The organism is Streptomyces sp. NPDC057002 (assembly GCF_042673825.1).
GTDB lineage: Bacteria > Actinomycetota > Actinomycetes > Streptomycetales > Streptomycetaceae > Streptomyces.
Map to the genome: position 1 here is coordinate 1251047 of NZ_JBHURZ010000002.1, position 14609 is coordinate 1265655.

Genomic DNA, 14609 nt, shown 5'->3' on the forward strand with positions numbered 1-14609 from the left:
GAGCGTGCAACGGGCATCGACGCGGTTCACAAGGCCTCTGCCATGGACGTAAGTTCAACGCACCGCGGGGGCACGACCGGAACGGGGGACCGGTCGCGCTCCCGCGAGCTGCCCGTCGCCCGCCTCAGCCCCGCAGCCGCACCGGGATCTCCTGCCAGCCGAAGGCGATGAAGGACGGCACCTGCCGCAGGCCCTCGTCACCGGTGGCCAGGCACAGGTCGGGGAAGCGGTCGAACAGGGCGGGCAGCGCGGTGAGCGCCTCAAGGCGGGCCAGGGGTGCGCCGATGCAGCGGTGGACACCGATCCCGAACGCCAGATGGTCGTCGGCGGCGCGGGTGGCGTCGAAGAGGTCGGCGTCCGCACCGTAGTGCTCGGGGTCGAGTCCCGCGGCGGCGTACGTCGTGATGATGGCGTCACCGGCCGGGACCGTGACGTCGCCGACGGTGAGGTCGGTGACGGCGAACCGGAGCGGCAGCGACGCGATCGACGGGTGAGCGCGCAGCGTCTCGTCGACGACGGCGTCCCAGCCGATCTCCCCCGACCGCACGGCGGCCAGCTGCTCGGGGCGCCGGAGCAGGGCCACGGCCGCGTTGCCTATCAGGTTGACGGTGGTCTCGAAGCCCGCCCCGATGACCAGCAGCAGCGTGTACAGCAGCTCCTCGTCGCTGAGCCGGTCGCCGTCCTCGTCCCGCACCCGGATCAGCTCGGTGGTCATGTCGTCGCCGGGGTGCGCGGCCTTGTGCGTGATCAGCGCGGGCAGCACCGTGCCGATCTGCTCCTGGACGGACGCCGCGTGCTCCGGGCTCGGGTCGGTGGTGTCCATGATGGCCGCGATCATCCGGGCGGTGTCCTCCCGCAACGCGTCCGGGACACCGAACAGTTCGCAGATCAGCCGCATCGGCAGCGGATGGGCGAACCCCTCCTTGATGTCCACGACCTCGTCGTCGGCCGCCGCGAGCGCGTCCAGCAGCTCCGCCGTGATCGCCTCCACGCGGGGCCGCATCGCCTCGGTGCGCCGGTGCGTGAAGCTGGGCGCCACCAGCTTGCGCAGCCGCGTGTGGTCCGTGCCGTAGGTGGAGAGCATGTTGACCACGCCCACCCAGCTCACGATCCAGCCCCAGGACGGGTGCTCGCCGATCTCCGGCCACAGCCGCCAGTGCAGCCGCGGGTCCTTGCTGACCCGCGGATCGAGGATGAGCTCCTTCAGCGTGTCGTAGCGCGTGGGAGCCCAGGCGGGGATGCCGCCGGGCAGCTCCACGGGCACGATCGGGCCGAGGGAGCGCAGCCGGGCGCTCTCGCCGGCGATGTCGGCGCCGAACGGGTCGAGAGCGATGCGGTCGGTCACGGTCACGGTCGTCCTCCTGGCTGGTCGGGGGAGCGGGGGCTGAAACGGACGGGCAGCGCCGTCAGCGAGCGGTGGAAGGGCCCGGGACGCCAGGTGAGGCGCTCGCGGGGCAGCACGGGTTCGAGGTCGGGCAGCCACTGGGTGAGCCGTTCGATCGCCTCCGTGGCGATGAGCAGCGTGTGCTGCTTCACCGGGCAGGCGTGCGGGCCCGCCGACCAGGACAGGTGGGAGGCGTCCCCCGGGTGCCGGTCCGTGCCGTGCTCCTGCTCGGCGGCCTGCGCCAGCGCCCCGTAGGAGATCACCACCGGCACCGCGGCCCTGAGCCGGACGCCGTGGAAGGTCACGGGTGTGCGGGCGTAGTGGATGCCGTAGTTGGCGAGCGGCGTCTCGTGGTGCAGCACCTCCAGCACCGCGTCCGTCACGGGACGGGCACCGCTGGTGAGCGTCGAGTAGTAGGCCGGGTTGCCGAGGATCCTGGACAGCGCGTTGGACACCAGGTTGGCCGTCGGCTCGTGCCCCGCGCCGAGCGTGAGGAACACCTGCCAGGTGACCTCCTCGGGGGTCAGCCCCGCCGGATGGTCCAGCAGCCAGCTCGGCAGGTCGTCGCCCCGCCGCTCGCTCTTGGCGGCGATCAGCTCCAGCACGTACCCGCCGAACTCGGCCTCGCCCTCCGCCGCCTGAGCACCGCCCTCGATCAGCTTGCCGAGCGCGGAGTCGAGCCGGTCGCTCGCGCTGTCCGGCAGCCCGAACAGGCTGTTGAACACCAGCGCCATCAGCGGCCTGGTGAACTCGCCGACCAGATCGGCCTCGCCCCGCGGCCCGAACCGGCTCACCAGCAGGTGCACCGCCCGGTGGATCCGGGCCCGCAGATCGTGCGGCTCCACCAGGTCGAAGGCGTCGAGCAGCGCGGTGCGGTAGCGGATGTGGGCGGCGCCGTCGGCGAACAGCGTGTTGGGCCGCCAGCGCATCATCCCGAGCACGGGGGAGTCGTCGGGGACGGTCGCCTCCCACGGCCGGGGGTCGTGCGAGAACGTCTCCGTGTCGTGCAGCAGGTCGAGCGCGGCCCGCCGGTCCGTGACGACGTACGCCGGCACACCTGGCGCGAGTTCCGCCCAGCCGACCGGGCCGTGGGCGCGCAGCGCGGCGTAGTAGGGGGAGGGGTCGCGGGCGAAGGCGTCCTCCCACAGGCGTACGGGCGCCGCGAGGGAGAAGGCCTGCTCGGCGGGGGACGGACGGTTCACCGGTGCTCCGCGGGTCGGTGGTCGATCAGGTGCTGGACCAGGGCGAGCAGGGAGTCGATCGAGGAGTCCGCCTCCCGCGCGTCACAGGTCACCATCGGGGTCGTCGGCTCCAGGTCCAGGGCGGCGCGCAACTGCTCGGGCGTGTGGTGGCGGGGCGCGTCCGGGAAGGTGTTGAAGGCGACCGCGTACGGCAGCCCGGTCTCCTCCACCAGCCCGAGCACGTCGAACGACGCGTCGATGCGGCGGGCGTCGACCAGGACGAGCGCGCCGAGCGCCCCGTAGGCGATGTCGTCCCACAGCGGCCGGAACCGCTCCTGGCCGGGCGTGCCGAACAGGTACAGCACGATGCCGCCCGGCAGGCTGATCCGGCCGAAGTCGATGGCGACCGTGGTGGTCGACTTGTCCCGCACCCCGGCGAGATCGTCCACCTGCGCGGACGCCTCGGTGAGCCGCTCCTCCGTGTGCAGCGGGCGGATCTCGGAGACGGAGCGGATCAGGGTGGTCTTGCCCACCCCGAAAGGCCCTGTGACCAGGATTTTCACCAGATCGCGCGCGGTGTCGGGGAGGTGGATGTCCGTGGCGCCGGACTGGGCGTCAACGGTGCTTGAGGTCGCGGAGGCCATCGGCCACTCTCTTCAGCAGGTCGGGGTCGAAGCGTCGGGCGGGCGGGATGGGCGCGCGGGCCAGTGCCAGGTCGCGGTCGACGAGGCCGGCGGCCAGCACCAGCACGGCGGAGACCGGCAGCCGCAGCAGGGCGGCGGCCTCCAGGACCGTCAGGGACCCGTACTCCAGCTCTTCCAGCAGGGCCGCCTGGGCGGCCGGCAGATCGGGGGGAGCCGGCGCACCGCTGCCGGTGAGCACGGACAGCCGCTCCAGATGGGTACGGCTGGGCCGCGCCACCCCGCCGGTCGACAGGTACGCGGGAACCAGGGGACGGCCGCCTCTGCGGCCGGTCATGCCGGAGTGCCGCCGTCGGCACCTCGGGGACCGGCGGCCATCGCCTTCTCGCCCAGCCGGGCGACCTGCGAGTGCACCCGGTGGGCGAGCAGGTCCAGGCGCACCTCGGGATCGCCGTACGCGGCCACGCAGGTCCCGTGGTCGGTCGGCACGATGAGCACATAGCCGTGGTCCGACTCGATGACGACCTGCCGTATCTCGGCCCGGTCGGTGTCGGCGAACGCGGCCGCCGCGGTACGGCAGGCTCCTTGCACCGTGCTGGTGATGGCGGCGACCCGCTCGGCGGACGGCTGCGACAGCGCGTCGGTGTAGCCCGTCACGAGCCCGTCCCGGGTGAGCAGGACGGCGGCCACGACGTGCGGCACCTCCAGGACCGGTTCGAGCACCCATGCCGTGTCCCCCGCTGCGCGGCTGGTCATCGAGCCGTTCCCCCTTCGTGGTCGTTCCGATCGTGATCGGTGTCGTCGGATGCCGGGTCGGCCGTGGTCACGGCCGGGGCACCCTCAGGTACGGCTGGGAAGGCCCCGGTGTTCGGCCGGGCGGCGGCGGAACGTCCGGCCGCCGTGCCGGACTGGAGCGCGCCGAGGGCGGCGGCGGACTCCTCGGGCCGCCGGGGCCGGCGCTGCGGAGAGGGAGCCGGAGCGGATGAGGGGCCCTGGCTGTCCGACGGTGGAGTGGCCCGGCTGCGGCGACGGCGCTGGGGGAGGCCGCCACTGTCAGCGGGGCTGTGGTGGCCCGGGGCCGGGGCGGCGGCACGGTCGTGCTGGTCCGTGCCGTAGCCGTGCTCGCGTTCGGCGGCGGTGGGGGTCGGCTCGGGCGTCTCGGGGCCGGCGGTCGGTTCGGGTGACTGGGGCGCGGCGGCCGGTTCGGAGCCGTCGGACCTGTGGGGCTCGTCGGCTCCGTGGGACCCAGCGGCCGAGTGGGGCTCGTCGGACCCGTGGGACCCGGCGGACCCGTGCGGCCCGTCGGACGCGGCGGCCGGGGCCGGTTCGCTCCAGCGGGACGGGGACGGGGACGGGGACGGGGACGGGGACGAGTCCGGCGCGGCCGGTTCCGTGCCGCGGGGCGTGGCGGAGCCGCCCGTCGTGTCCCGTACGGCCTCCTTGCGGGTGGAGCGCGGGGCGCTGGCCGCCGGGGGCAGTTCCTCGGGGTCGATCCGCGTCAGCAGATGACGGTCGACCCGCAGCACCGCCCGCACACCGCCGTACGGGGACGGGGAGGACAGGTCGACGCTCAGATCGAACTGCCGGGTCAGCTGGCCGATCGCGGCGAGTCCCATGCGCGGCGGGTCGCCGAGCTCGGTGAGCAGGATCGGTTCGCGACCGCCCACCATCCGCTGGGCCCGGGCCCGTTCGTCCTGTGTCATGCCCAGCCCGGCGTCGTCCACGGTGACACAGACACCGTGGTGCACGGCCTCGAGATTGACCACGATGCCCGTGTCGGGCGCGGAGTGCCGCAGCGCGTTGTCGAGCAGTTCGGCGACGATGATGGCGACCGGCTCGACGGCGTGGGACACCAGGGCGGTGCCGGCCTCCAGGTGGTTGTGGATCCGGACGCGCTGGTAGCCCGCGAGCCGGGCCTGGCCGCCCGTCACCGCGTCCACGAGGTGCGACTCCTCCCGGGCGAGCCCGACCCAGGCCCCGCACACCACCGCGGCGATCTGCGCGCGGCGCAGCGACTGCTCGTTCTCGTGGTCCAGTTCGAAGAGGGTCTGCGCCAGCTCGGGGTCGTCGTAGCGTTGTTGCAGACCGCGCAGGGCGTCCTGCAGCCGGTACAGCGCCGCCTGGATCTCCCGGGTCGCCCCGCGCATCCCGGCCTGCGCGGCGGCGTCGATCCTGGTGCGCTGCGCGGCGAGTTCGGCGTGCAGTCCCTTCAACACCTGCTCCAGCGCGAATCCCAGGGGCGAACCCGCGAGCTGCGGGCTCAGCGGGCCGGGCACGGCGATGTGGGGATGCGTGACCTGCCGGGCGGCGGAGGGCAGGCGCCGTGCCGCCAGATGCTCGACCTCGGCAGTGAACGCCCGTGAGGTTCCGTCGAGTTGGGCCCGCAGTGCGGCCGTCTTCGCGCGTTGGGCGGCCAGTTGACGCCGGGAGCGCAGCAGCCCGCCGCCGAGGGCGAACGCGGACAGTGTGCCGAGGGCGAGACCACCGACGGCCAGGTCCGGTAGTTCGATCATCGAAGAGATTCCAGGGGGAGTCGGGCAGGGCGGAGTCCGAGGTGCTCTGGCGAGCTACCCGCAGCACAGTACACACCGTCATCGACTGATCTCGCACGGTGGAGCGCTACTTCGTTCCGAAAGTGATCGGTGTCTGTTCGCATCTGGGGCCAACTGTCGGGATTGCCGTTCCGGGAACTCAGGGAACTCAGGGAACTCAGGGAACTCAGAGCCCGAAGACTCCGCTCACGCGCTCGACCAGTTCGTCCTCCGACAGCGTGCGGTCGACGGTGATGGCGGGCAGTCCGAGGCGCGCGGTCTCGTCGCGCAGGCGCTTGGTGAACATGTCGTCCCGGGCGGCGAGGTTGCGGTTCGCCCGTTCCGGGTCGCTGGTCCTCGCCGTGAAGCCTTCCCCCGGGACGGCCCGGCTCCGGAAGGCGGCCCGGCGGAACTCCGGTGTGGGCAGGAGCCAGACGGCCTGCCCGGGCGCGGTGAGCATAGGCCGCACGAGGTGCGGCAGCAGGCGGAACCCCTCGACCAGGACGGACGTCTCCCGCGGCATGCGCAGCAGGTCCTCGACGATCAGCCCGAAGGCCTCCCCGCGGAACCAGTGGAACGTCTCGAGCATGATCTCGGGCGACCGGTCCACCCACCGCTCGTCCATGTCCATCGCCATGAACGTGTGCAGAAGCGGCGCTTCCTCGGCGGTGGTCCGCAGCGCGTGCTCCCGCATCACATCGTCCGTCGGGTAGAGACGCCAGCCGTGTCGCTCCGCGAGCCGGCGGGCGATCGTCGACTTACCCGCTCCGCTGCCGCCTCCGATCCAGTGGACGTGCCTCAATCGCGCGGCCGACACCGCGCCGGTGGCCGTCTCGTCGTGCCGACCCGTCCGCATCGCTGTCCCTTCCGTGTTTCCCACGCACTGGCCATCCCTCTCCCAAGCCCGGGCAACGCGCTGGGAATGCGGGGATATGGCCGGTCAGGTCTTGGCCAACCGCACCCCGCTCATTGGTCACCTGTTCACCGACTGCCCCTGACACGCCCGGTCCCGCCGGGCGGAGAGTGATCGACGGCCCGGAGCGAACCGGGCCGGCCGGCCCTCCGGAGAGCCGCATTCGCTCACCCTCCCTGTCAAGCAAGAAGGGGCAGACATGGCCGAGTTGACCCGTCGTAGACTCCTGGGTTCCGCCGCGGGCGCGCTGGGCGGCGCCGCGGCGCTCTCCCTCCTCCCGCCGAGCGTCCAGAAGGCCGTCGCCGCCGAGCCGCCGAAGCACAGCTCGCTGCGCGACATCGAGCACGTCGTCATGCTGATGCAGGAGAACCGGTCCTTCGACCACTACTTCGGCACCCTCTCCGGCGTCCGCGGCTTCGCCGACCCGCACGCCCTGCGGCTCGACACCGGACGCTCCGTCTTCTACCAGCCGGACTCCGAGAACCCCAAGGGCTACCTGCTGCCCTTCCACCTCGACACCCACACGTCCAGCGCCCAGGCGATCCCCTCCACCAGCCACGCCTGGTCGGTGCAGCACGAGGCCTGGAACGACGGCAGGATGGACCGCTGGCTGCCGGCGCACCGCAAGGCCGACGGCGTCAACGGCCCCTACGTCATGGGCTACTACACGCGCGAGGACATTCCCTTCCAGTTCGCCCTCGCCGAGACGTTCACCGTCTGCGACCACTACTTCTGCTCGGTGATGGGCCCGACCTGGCCGAACCGCCTGATGTGGATGACCGGTTCGATCGACCCGGGCGGCACCCGGGGCGGCCCCATCCTCAGCAACGTGGCGCCCACGCCGTACCGCTGGACCACGTACGCCGAGCGCCTCCAGGCGGCCGGGATCAGCTGGAAGGTGTACCAGCAGGACGACGACTACGGCTGCAACATGCTGGAGCAGTTCGCGACGTTCAAGGACGCCCAGCCCGGTTCCGACCTGTACGAGCGGGGCGTGCGGCCGCAGCCGGAGGGCACCTTCGAGGACGACGCCCGGAACGACCGGCTCCCGACGGTGTCCTGGATCATGCCGACCAGCTACCAGTCCGAGCACCCGGACTATCTGCCGGCCGCGGGCGCCGACTTCGTGGCGTCGAAGATCGAGGCGATCGCGTCCAACCCGAAGGTGTGGCGCAAGACCGCGTTCATCCTCAACTACGACGAGAACGACGGCCTGTTCGACCATGTGGTCCCGCCGACCCCGGCCGACGGTACAAGGGACGAGTTCGTCCAGGGGCTGCCGATCGGCGGCGGCTTCCGCGTCCCCGCCATCATCGTCTCGCCGTGGACGGTCGGCGGCTGGGTCGCCTCCGAGCCCTTCGACCACACCTCCGCGCTGCGGTTCCTGGAGCGGTTCACCGGAGTCGAGGAGCCCAACGTCAGCGACTGGCGGCGGGAGACCTTCGGCGACCTGACCTCCGCCTTCCGCTTCTCGCACGCCCGGCCGCGTCCGCCCCGCCTGCCCGACGACACGGCCGAGCAGTTGCAGAAGGCCCAGCAGGAGGTCGCCACCCTGCCCAAGCCGACACTGCCGGGAGCCGACCAGCGCTTCCCGCGCCAGGAGAGGGGCCGCCGTCCGCACGTGTGACCCCCGCCCGGCCGGCCCGCTCCACGGCGCGTCGTGATCCGCCGGCCGGTCACCCCGCCAGGGCGCCACGGGCCACCGAGAGGGCCTGTTCCGCGTACCCCCGGCCGAACAGCACGGCGTGCACCAGCAGCGGGAACAGCTGGTGCACGCCGACCCGGTCCGCCCACCCGTCGGCGAGCGGCGCCTGCTCCTGGTAGCCCTCCAGCACGGTCTCCAGGTGGGGACAGCCGAAGAGACGCAGCATCGCCAGGTCGGTCTCGCGATGCCCGCCGTGCGCGGCCGGGTCGATCAGCCACACCTGCCCGTCGGACCCCCACAGCACATTGCCGTTCCACAGATCGCCGTGCAGCCGGGCAGGCGGCTCATCCCGCCCCGCCAGCCCGGGCAGCCGCTCGCACAGCCGCTCCACGACGGTCGCCTCACCGGGGCGGACGGTGCCCTCGTCGACGGCGCGCCGCAGATACGGCAGGACACGCTGCCCGGCGTACCAGCGCGGCCAGTCGGTGTCCGGCTCGTTGCGCATCGGGGCGAGCCCGATGTACGCGTCGGCGGGCCCGTCCGGGGGCGGCGCGCCGAACGCGGGCGCCCCGGCGGCGTGCAGGACGGCGAGGTCACGACCGAAACGGGCCGCCGCCTCCCGGCTCGCCCGCCCCTGCGGAACCCGGTCGATGACCAGCCAGCTCCCGTCGTGACCGTGCACGTCCGGCACCCGCACCGCCCCGGCACCGGCCAGCCAGCGCAGCCCGGCCGCCTCGGCCCGCGTCGCCCCCGGATCGTCGGCACGCTTGACGACCACCACCCGCCCGTCGTCGAGGGTGGCCTCCGCGAGGGCCCCGGACAGGGGCCGTTCGCCGGTGACCACCCGTCCGGTGAGCCGGGCGGCGGCGTCCGTACGGGCGGTCATTCGTGGTCCTCCTCGACTCCGCGGTTGATCTCCGACCAGCGTACGGTCGTGGCGGGGCCGCTCAGCTCCCGGAACCGCAGTCGACGTCGAGCAGCTGGATCGGCCGCGTCGCGTCCAGGTCGACGTACGCCGTGAAGTCGGCCTTGCCGGGCCCGCCGTTCCAGTACGTGCTCACGGTCGCCCAGCCGACCCGCGCAGACTGGGCCGTGGTGACCGGGCCGATGTCGATGGACGCCGGGATGTTCTGGGCGCACAGCAGGACGTCGAACTCCGGGTTGTCGGCGACCTTCTCCTTGAGCTGAGGCGAGATGCCGTACTTGCGGGCGAAGTCGCCGGGACCGTGCTCGCCGTAGAAGTCCTCGAGGAAGGTGTGGATCTCCTCGGCGGTGTACCGGTGGTTGCCGTCCACGGCGGGCGCGGCGGCGGCCGGGACCGCGGCGGCGGCGATGCCGAGAGCGGCGACACAGCCGACGGCGTAGGCGCGCCACCTGGCAGGACGCGCGGCGTTGCGGAACATGTGGATACCCCCGTTGTGGTCTCTTCGACGTGCTCCCCGTGCCGCGGCGCGGCCGTTCGTCAGGGAAGCCGGTCGCAGAAGGAGACCTCTCGTGTCCGGCCGCCGTTGTGCCCGCCCCGACGGCCGTTTCGATTCCGGGACATTCGCCACGCACCGGTCACGCGGGACGGTGAAATCCCGCCGCCCACCGACAGAACAGGCCGCCGCCGGGGGAGCAGTCGGGTCATGACGACTTCACCGTTCCAGCGCACCATCGCCCTGCCCGCCCCCGTGTGCGAACAGGCCGCACAGCACCTGGAGCAGGCCGCGCAGCGGGCCATCGACGGAGCCGCGATCCCCCTGAAGGCGTTCCGCGCGGCCGCCGACAGCGACTTCACCCTCCCCGTGCAGGTCGTCGAGCAGGCGGCGGCCTGTCTGCTGGTCCTGGCCACCGAGACCGCCCAGACCGTACGCCCCTCGGCCCTGCGCGCCACCATCAGTGTCGCGCTGCGGCTGCGCGACGCCGTGGATCTGACGCATCAGCCGGCCCTCAGCAGCAGATTCTGGTAGATCCGGGCCGGTATTCCGGGGAGGGCCTGTGCGTCAGGTGGTCTCGCGGAAGGCGACGTCGACCTGTCTGCGGCGCAGCTCCTCCAGCGAGGTGTGCTGCCGCCGGGCCCGTTCGACGAGGTCGTCGAGCTGCCGCGCGTCGAGGCGCCGGTCCGTGCCGGCCAGGGCGCGGAGGGCCTGCCAGACCGCGGTCTTCCCGTCCACTCCCAGCCGCAGCGCCTCCAGCTCCCACAGCGTGCTCAGCGGGGAACGCCGTACCAGACTGCCGTTGCTCTTCAGACGCCCCATCTGCTCGGCCGCACGGCCCGCGTAGACCTTGTAGCGCCGCACCGGGACATCCAGCCGCCGCATGATGTGCAGCAGGCTCGCCCGGTCCTCGGCGATCTCGTCGGCGATCGGGGCCAGGGCGTCGGCGAGCGCCGGATCACCGCACGAACGCAGCAGATAGCGGACTCGGGCGGTCCCGGCGGTGGCACCGGCGAGATGGTCGTTGAGGTAGATGCCCAGCAGGGACATGTCCGTGGCCGGAGCACCCGGTGCGCCCGGCGGGTCCGCTCGCTGTTCCGTCATGGCACTGCTCCTGTCCTGCTCCGGCCCTGTGCCACGGCCACCCGCGTGGTGACGCGTACGACGCAGGGGTTGCGGGGCGTCGAGCCGGGCCCGAACCGCACGGGAGGCTCGACCGGGGCGAGGGCGCCGAGGCTCTCGCCCTCGTAGCTGACGGTGGCCGAGGTGACGGGGTGCAGGTCCCGGACGCCGTACCACTGGTGCCGGCCGGCCCGGGCGCTGCCGTGGGTGCGCGCGCCGAGCAGCAGCCGGGCGGGCCGGTCCCACAGCGCGATCCAGCCCGGGCTGGTGGCGAGCCGGTCCGGCACCGCCCGCAGCGCGAGGCCCGGCAGGCCCCTGCGGCCGGTGCTGAAGCGCAGATCGAGCGGTGGCGCCGAGACGGCCCAGTGCCGCCGGTCGGTGACCCGCACCCCGACCGGCACGACCCGCACCTCGTCGAAGAGATACGTACCGGCCACGAAGTCCGCCGTCTCCCGTGAGGGCGCCAGCAGCAGCCGCGGCCCGCCGGGCGCCTCGAACATCACGTCGCTGAACGGCCCGAACGGCGACCTCGCCCAGTGCCCGAGCACCACACGGGCGCCGGACGCCGTTCCGATCCCCGCGATCCAGCCGTCGAAGCGCAGTGTGCGCAGCGGCGACCGGGTGCGGGTACGCCGGGCCTGACCACTGGGTTCGCCGGACTCACCGGGCCCATGGAAGAGCACGCGGCCCGGGTGCCCGGCCCCTTCGCGGCGAAACGGCACCGGGGGCTCCTGCCTCCGGGCTGCGGCGTGTGGCCGAGGCCACGTCACGGACGAGGCCTCTGTCACGCCCGGGCGAGCGCGACGGCGGCTACCTTCTACGAGCGGATCCCCCACTTCCCCCACCCTTTCGGACGGCCCGGCAGTGCAAGCAGATCTCTCCCCTGTCATCGCGGCGACCGCCCAGTGGCTGACCCGCGCCTACCCCGCCTCCGGCGGGGCGCTGGCCTCCGCCCTGTGCGAGGTGCAGGCCCGGCAGGCCGTGACGGTCGCGGCGTGGCTCAGGTATCCGACGGAGACGGACGCCGCCCTGCTCGGCATGGCGGGCCCGGGCGGCTCCGCGCGGCTCGACTGGGTCACCGGCGCCGACGCGGCCCCGTGCGACGACGAGGACGACGCGCAGGCCTGGCGCACCTGGGTGGACGAGGTCGTCGCGAGCTGGGCGGCCTGCCTGCTCAGCGACGGGGAGCTGGCCGACCGGGCGGTGTCCGCGCTCGCCGAGGGCAGCCACAGCACCGGCACACCGGCCGAGTTCCGCAGGCTCCTCGCCCCCGACGACGGCGACCGCCGCGCCGCCGCCCTGCTGCGCCACCCCGATCTGCTCGCCCCGGTGGCCGGCCTGCACCACTCCCGGCTCCTGGACCGCCTCCACCCGGGCCGCACGCTGATCGCCTGACACGGCGGCCCGGACGGCGCCCGTCCCTCACCCTCCGTCCCTCACCCTCCGTCACTCACCTCTTTGCCGTACACGACCGTGCCCCGCCCGCACGGGCGGCGGACGCTGAGCGTGGCCACGCCGCCGACGGAGGAGAGACCGACATGACCACCGCCCTCTCACAGAGCTGGGAACACGCCGTCGTCACGGGCGGTGCCGGGTTCGTCGGATCACATCTGTGCGCGGCTCTGCTGGACGCGGGTGCCGCCGTCACCTGCGTGGACGACTTCAGCACCGGCAGGCCGGAGAACATCTCACCGCTGCTCGAACGACCCGGCTTCACGCTGGTCCAGGCCGACGTCGCGGAGGAACTGCCGGTCAGACAGCGGCCCGACCTCGTCCTGCACTTCGCCTCCCCGGCGTCCCCGGCGGACTACACGCGGCTGCCGCTGCACACCCTGGACACGGGCAGCCTCGGTACCCGCAATGCCCTGGACCTCGCACACTCCGTCGAGGCCCGCTTCGTCCTGGCCTCGACCTCCGAGGTCTACGGGGACCCGCGGCAGCACCCCCAGGACGAGCGCTACTGGGGCAACGTCAACCCCGTCGGTCCGCGGAGCGTCTACAGCGAGGCCAAACGCTTCGGCGAGGCGCTGACCACCGCCCACGCCGAGACCCGCGGCACCGACACCTGCATCGTGCGGCTGTTCAACACCTATGGCCCCCGGATGCGCGGCGAGGACGGACGCGTGGTGCCCGCATTCGTACGGCAGGCCCTGGCGGGCGAGCCCCTCACCGTGACCGGCGACGGCCGGCAGACCCGGTCGCTGTGCTACGTCGACGACACCGTGCGCGGCGTTCTGGCGGCGGCCGCACACGGCATGCGCGGCCCCGTCAACATCGGCAGCCCGACCGAGATCAGCATGCTCGACCTGGCGCGGCTGGTCGTCGAACTCGCCGGGTCCTCCTCGGAGATCCGCCCCGTCGCCCGCCCCGTGGACGACCCGGCCGTGCGCTGCCCGGACATCACGCTGGCCCGCGACAAGCTCGGCTGGGAGCCGCGGGTACGCGCCGAGGAAGGGCTGCGGCGCGCCATCGCCTGGTTCCGCGAGAACACGACGGACGGCTGACCCACCCGGGCACGCCCCCGGTCCCTCGCCGCGGGCACCGCCGCGCCCCGCTCCCCTCGGCGTGCTGCGGCTGCCCTAGTCGAATTTGCCGCGGCCGGTCAGCGCGTCGCGCAGCCGGTCGACCATCCCCGTGCCCGGAGCCAGAAGCTTGTTCGCCGGAGGCTTGTCGGGGGCGGCCGGGTGGGGCCGCGTCGGGGCGGTCTTCTTCGCCTTGCGGACCTTCTCGCCCAGCTCGTTGAGCGTGTCCATCGGACAGGCCTGCCGCAGTGCGGGGAAGAGGGTCCCCTCCTCCTCCGCGAGGTGGGAGCGGATCTCGCTCATCAGCATGCCCATCAGCCGGTCGAAGTCGGCGTCGCCCGCGTCGCAGCCCTCCAGGTCCTTCATGATGCGCTCGGCGGTCGCGTGGTCGGCGAGTTCCCGGTCGGCGAGGGTGTCCCCGTTGGCCACGTGCTCGCGCACGGCCGGATACAGATAGGCCTCCTCGGCCACCGAGTGCCGTACCAGCTCGATCGTGACCTGGTCCGCGTACACCTTGCGGTCCTGGTGACCGGACGGCAGTGCCTCGATCCTGCCGAACATCTCCTCGACTTCGCGGTGATCGGTCACCAGCTCGTCGATGACGTTTCCTCCGTGTCCCATGTCCTTCACCTCCAGCCCCCGGGTCCCCCCTGCCACGAATGGGCTAACGCGCGGTCCCGGACACGCACCGCCGGCGGCTCAGACGGGGAGCTTGGCCCGGACCCGGCCGGCCGCGGCGGCGGGCCCTGCGGTGGCACGGACGGAGCGGCGGACCAGTCCCGCGTCGTGCCGCAGGCCATGGGCGGCATGGGTGCCGCGCCACAGCAGCGAGGGGCGGGCGCCGGTGTCGTCGGCGGCGATCAGCAGCCCGCCGAGCATGGACATGTTCTTGAAGAAGTGGATGCGCTGCTGGGCCCGTTCCGAGGGGTCCTCCGCCTCCCAGAAGCGGTGCGCCGCAAGCGTCGTGGGCACCAGCGTGGCCGCGATGGCCAGCGCGGCCGGGCGCGGCATACGCCCCGTGGCCAGCATCAGGCCCGCCACGACCTGCACGGCGCCGTTCAGCCGTACGACCTGCTCGGTGCGGTCGGGCAGGGCCGAGACACGTTCGGTGACCGGTTCTACGACAGGCTCGGCGAGCGGGGCGACCTCCTCCGGGGCACGGACGGAACTCAGGCCGCCCGTCAGGAACATCGAGGCCAGCATGGGGCGGCCGAGCACACGCAACAGACTCATGGTCCTCTCCAGGGTGTCG

At 73.1% G+C, this 14609-nt stretch carries 17 protein-coding genes; 4 read left to right on the plus strand and 13 right to left on the minus strand.

The window, feature by feature from the left end; all coding sequences use genetic code 11:
- Positions 1-124: 124 nt before the first annotated feature.
- The 7 genes from ACFT32_RS13745 to ACFT32_RS13775 form a co-directional block, all read right to left on the minus strand.
- Positions 125-1351: a cytochrome P450 gene (locus tag ACFT32_RS13745; RefSeq protein WP_382488615.1), complete on the minus strand. Its 1227-nt coding sequence runs from the start codon at positions 1349-1351 to the stop codon at positions 125-127.
- Positions 1348-2586 (minus strand): cytochrome P450, encoded by a 1239-nt coding sequence (locus ACFT32_RS13750; RefSeq protein ID WP_382488616.1) that lies wholly within the window; start codon positions 2584-2586, stop codon positions 1348-1350. Before ACFT32_RS13750 ends, ACFT32_RS13745 begins: the two co-directional genes overlap by 4 nt.
- A complete protein-coding gene (locus tag ACFT32_RS13755; protein ID WP_382488617.1) occupies positions 2583-3209 on the minus strand; it encodes an ATP/GTP-binding protein in 627 nt (208 codons plus the stop codon). The genes ACFT32_RS13750 and ACFT32_RS13755 overlap by 4 nt, the downstream gene beginning before the upstream one ends.
- Positions 3181-3543, minus strand: coding sequence for a DUF742 domain-containing protein (locus ACFT32_RS13760; RefSeq protein WP_382488618.1), 363 nt, complete (start codon positions 3541-3543; stop codon positions 3181-3183). Before ACFT32_RS13760 ends, ACFT32_RS13755 begins: the two co-directional genes overlap by 29 nt.
- On the minus strand, positions 3540-3962 hold the full coding sequence (locus ACFT32_RS13765) for a roadblock/LC7 domain-containing protein (RefSeq protein ID WP_382488620.1): 423 nt from the start codon (positions 3960-3962) through the stop codon (positions 3540-3542). Before ACFT32_RS13765 ends, ACFT32_RS13760 begins: the two co-directional genes overlap by 4 nt.
- Positions 3959-5719, minus strand: a complete 1761-nt coding sequence (locus ACFT32_RS13770) for an ATP-binding protein (RefSeq protein ID WP_382488621.1) — start codon at positions 5717-5719, stop codon at positions 3959-3961. The genes ACFT32_RS13765 and ACFT32_RS13770 overlap by 4 nt, the downstream gene beginning before the upstream one ends.
- A gap of 205 nt (positions 5720-5924) precedes the next feature.
- Positions 5925-6593, minus strand: coding sequence for a hypothetical protein (locus ACFT32_RS13775; protein ID WP_382488623.1), 669 nt, complete (start codon positions 6591-6593; stop codon positions 5925-5927).
- Positions 6594-6849: 256 nt separating this feature from the next.
- On the opposite strand from ACFT32_RS13775, the gene ACFT32_RS13780 reads away from it, so the two are divergent.
- A complete protein-coding gene (locus ACFT32_RS13780; protein ID WP_382488625.1) occupies positions 6850-8277 on the plus strand; it encodes an alkaline phosphatase family protein in 1428 nt (475 codons plus the stop codon).
- Positions 8278-8326: 49 nt separating this feature from the next.
- On the opposite strand, the gene ACFT32_RS13785 is transcribed toward ACFT32_RS13780, so the two are convergent.
- Positions 8327-9181: a fructosamine kinase family protein gene (locus tag ACFT32_RS13785; protein WP_382488627.1), complete on the minus strand. Its 855-nt coding sequence runs from the start codon at positions 9179-9181 to the stop codon at positions 8327-8329.
- 61 nt (positions 9182-9242) lie between these two features.
- Positions 9243-9698, minus strand: a complete 456-nt coding sequence (locus ACFT32_RS13790) for a hypothetical protein (protein ID WP_382488629.1) — start codon at positions 9696-9698, stop codon at positions 9243-9245.
- Between the two features lie 225 nt (positions 9699-9923).
- Here ACFT32_RS13790 and ACFT32_RS13795 point away from each other — a divergent pair, with 225 nt between their 5' ends.
- The gene (locus ACFT32_RS13795; protein WP_382488631.1) at positions 9924-10247 is read left to right on the plus strand and encodes a hypothetical protein; all 324 of its coding nucleotides are present in this window, start codon (positions 9924-9926) and stop codon (positions 10245-10247) included.
- Positions 10248-10280: 33 nt separating this feature from the next.
- Here the strand turns inward: ACFT32_RS13795 and ACFT32_RS13800 are convergent, their stop codons facing one another.
- Together ACFT32_RS13800 and ACFT32_RS13805 are read right to left on the minus strand one after the other, a co-directional pair.
- Positions 10281-10817 carry a hypothetical protein gene (locus ACFT32_RS13800; RefSeq protein WP_382488633.1) on the minus strand — a complete coding sequence of 179 codons (537 nt, stop codon included), beginning with the start codon at positions 10815-10817 and terminating at the stop codon, positions 10281-10283.
- Positions 10814-11446, minus strand: coding sequence for a hypothetical protein (locus ACFT32_RS13805; RefSeq protein WP_382488906.1), 633 nt, complete (start codon positions 11444-11446; stop codon positions 10814-10816). The genes ACFT32_RS13800 and ACFT32_RS13805 overlap by 4 nt, the downstream gene beginning before the upstream one ends.
- 253 nt (positions 11447-11699) lie before the next feature.
- Between ACFT32_RS13805 and ACFT32_RS13810 the strand changes: the two genes are divergently transcribed.
- Together ACFT32_RS13810 and ACFT32_RS13815 are read left to right on the plus strand one after the other, a co-directional pair.
- Complete coding sequence (locus ACFT32_RS13810) at positions 11700-12230, plus strand: hypothetical protein (RefSeq protein WP_382488634.1); 531 nt, start codon at positions 11700-11702, stop codon at positions 12228-12230.
- 143 nt (positions 12231-12373) lie between these two features.
- On the plus strand, positions 12374-13339 hold the full coding sequence (locus tag ACFT32_RS13815) for an NAD-dependent epimerase/dehydratase family protein (protein ID WP_382488636.1): 966 nt from the start codon (positions 12374-12376) through the stop codon (positions 13337-13339).
- Positions 13340-13414: 75 nt separating this feature from the next.
- Here ACFT32_RS13815 and ACFT32_RS13820 read toward each other — a convergent pair whose 3' ends face one another.
- On the minus strand, positions 13415-13978 hold the full coding sequence (locus tag ACFT32_RS13820) for a hemerythrin domain-containing protein (RefSeq protein ID WP_382488638.1): 564 nt from the start codon (positions 13976-13978) through the stop codon (positions 13415-13417).
- A 78-nt stretch (positions 13979-14056) separates the two neighbouring features.
- Positions 14057-14590 carry a DoxX family protein gene (locus ACFT32_RS13825; protein WP_382488640.1) on the minus strand — a complete coding sequence of 178 codons (534 nt, stop codon included), beginning with the start codon at positions 14588-14590 and terminating at the stop codon, positions 14057-14059.
- Positions 14591-14609 lie beyond the last annotated feature (19 nt).

Bases quoted from the DNA above. Each gene is read 5' to 3' on its own strand.
- ACFT32_RS13755 (WP_382488617.1), bottom strand. From the start codon at position 3,209: ATGGCCTCCGCGACCTCAAGCACCGTTGACGCCCAGTCCGGCGCCACG.
- ACFT32_RS13760 (WP_382488618.1), bottom strand. From the start codon at position 3,543: ATGACCGGCCGCAGAGGCGGCCGTCCCCTGGTTCCCGCGTACCTGTCG.
- ACFT32_RS13765 (WP_382488620.1), bottom strand. From the start codon at position 3,962: ATGACCAGCCGCGCAGCGGGGGACACGGCATGGGTGCTCGAACCGGTC.
- ACFT32_RS13770 (WP_382488621.1), bottom strand. From the start codon at position 5,719: ATGATCGAACTACCGGACCTGGCCGTCGGTGGTCTCGCCCTCGGCACA.
- ACFT32_RS13775 (WP_382488623.1), bottom strand. From the start codon at position 6,593: ATGCGGACGGGTCGGCACGACGAGACGGCCACCGGCGCGGTGTCGGCC.
- ACFT32_RS13780 (WP_382488625.1), top strand. From the start codon at position 6,850: ATGGCCGAGTTGACCCGTCGTAGACTCCTGGGTTCCGCCGCGGGCGCG.
- ACFT32_RS13785 (WP_382488627.1), bottom strand. From the start codon at position 9,181: ATGACCGCCCGTACGGACGCCGCCGCCCGGCTCACCGGACGGGTGGTC.
- ACFT32_RS13790 (WP_382488629.1), bottom strand. From the start codon at position 9,698: ATGTTCCGCAACGCCGCGCGTCCTGCCAGGTGGCGCGCCTACGCCGTC.
- ACFT32_RS13795 (WP_382488631.1), top strand. From the start codon at position 9,924: ATGACGACTTCACCGTTCCAGCGCACCATCGCCCTGCCCGCCCCCGTG.
- ACFT32_RS13800 (WP_382488633.1), bottom strand. From the start codon at position 10,817: ATGACGGAACAGCGAGCGGACCCGCCGGGCGCACCGGGTGCTCCGGCC.
- ACFT32_RS13815 (WP_382488636.1), top strand. From the start codon at position 12,374: ATGACCACCGCCCTCTCACAGAGCTGGGAACACGCCGTCGTCACGGGC.
- ACFT32_RS13820 (WP_382488638.1), bottom strand. From the start codon at position 13,978: ATGGGACACGGAGGAAACGTCATCGACGAGCTGGTGACCGATCACCGC.
- ACFT32_RS13825 (WP_382488640.1), bottom strand. From the start codon at position 14,590: ATGAGTCTGTTGCGTGTGCTCGGCCGCCCCATGCTGGCCTCGATGTTC.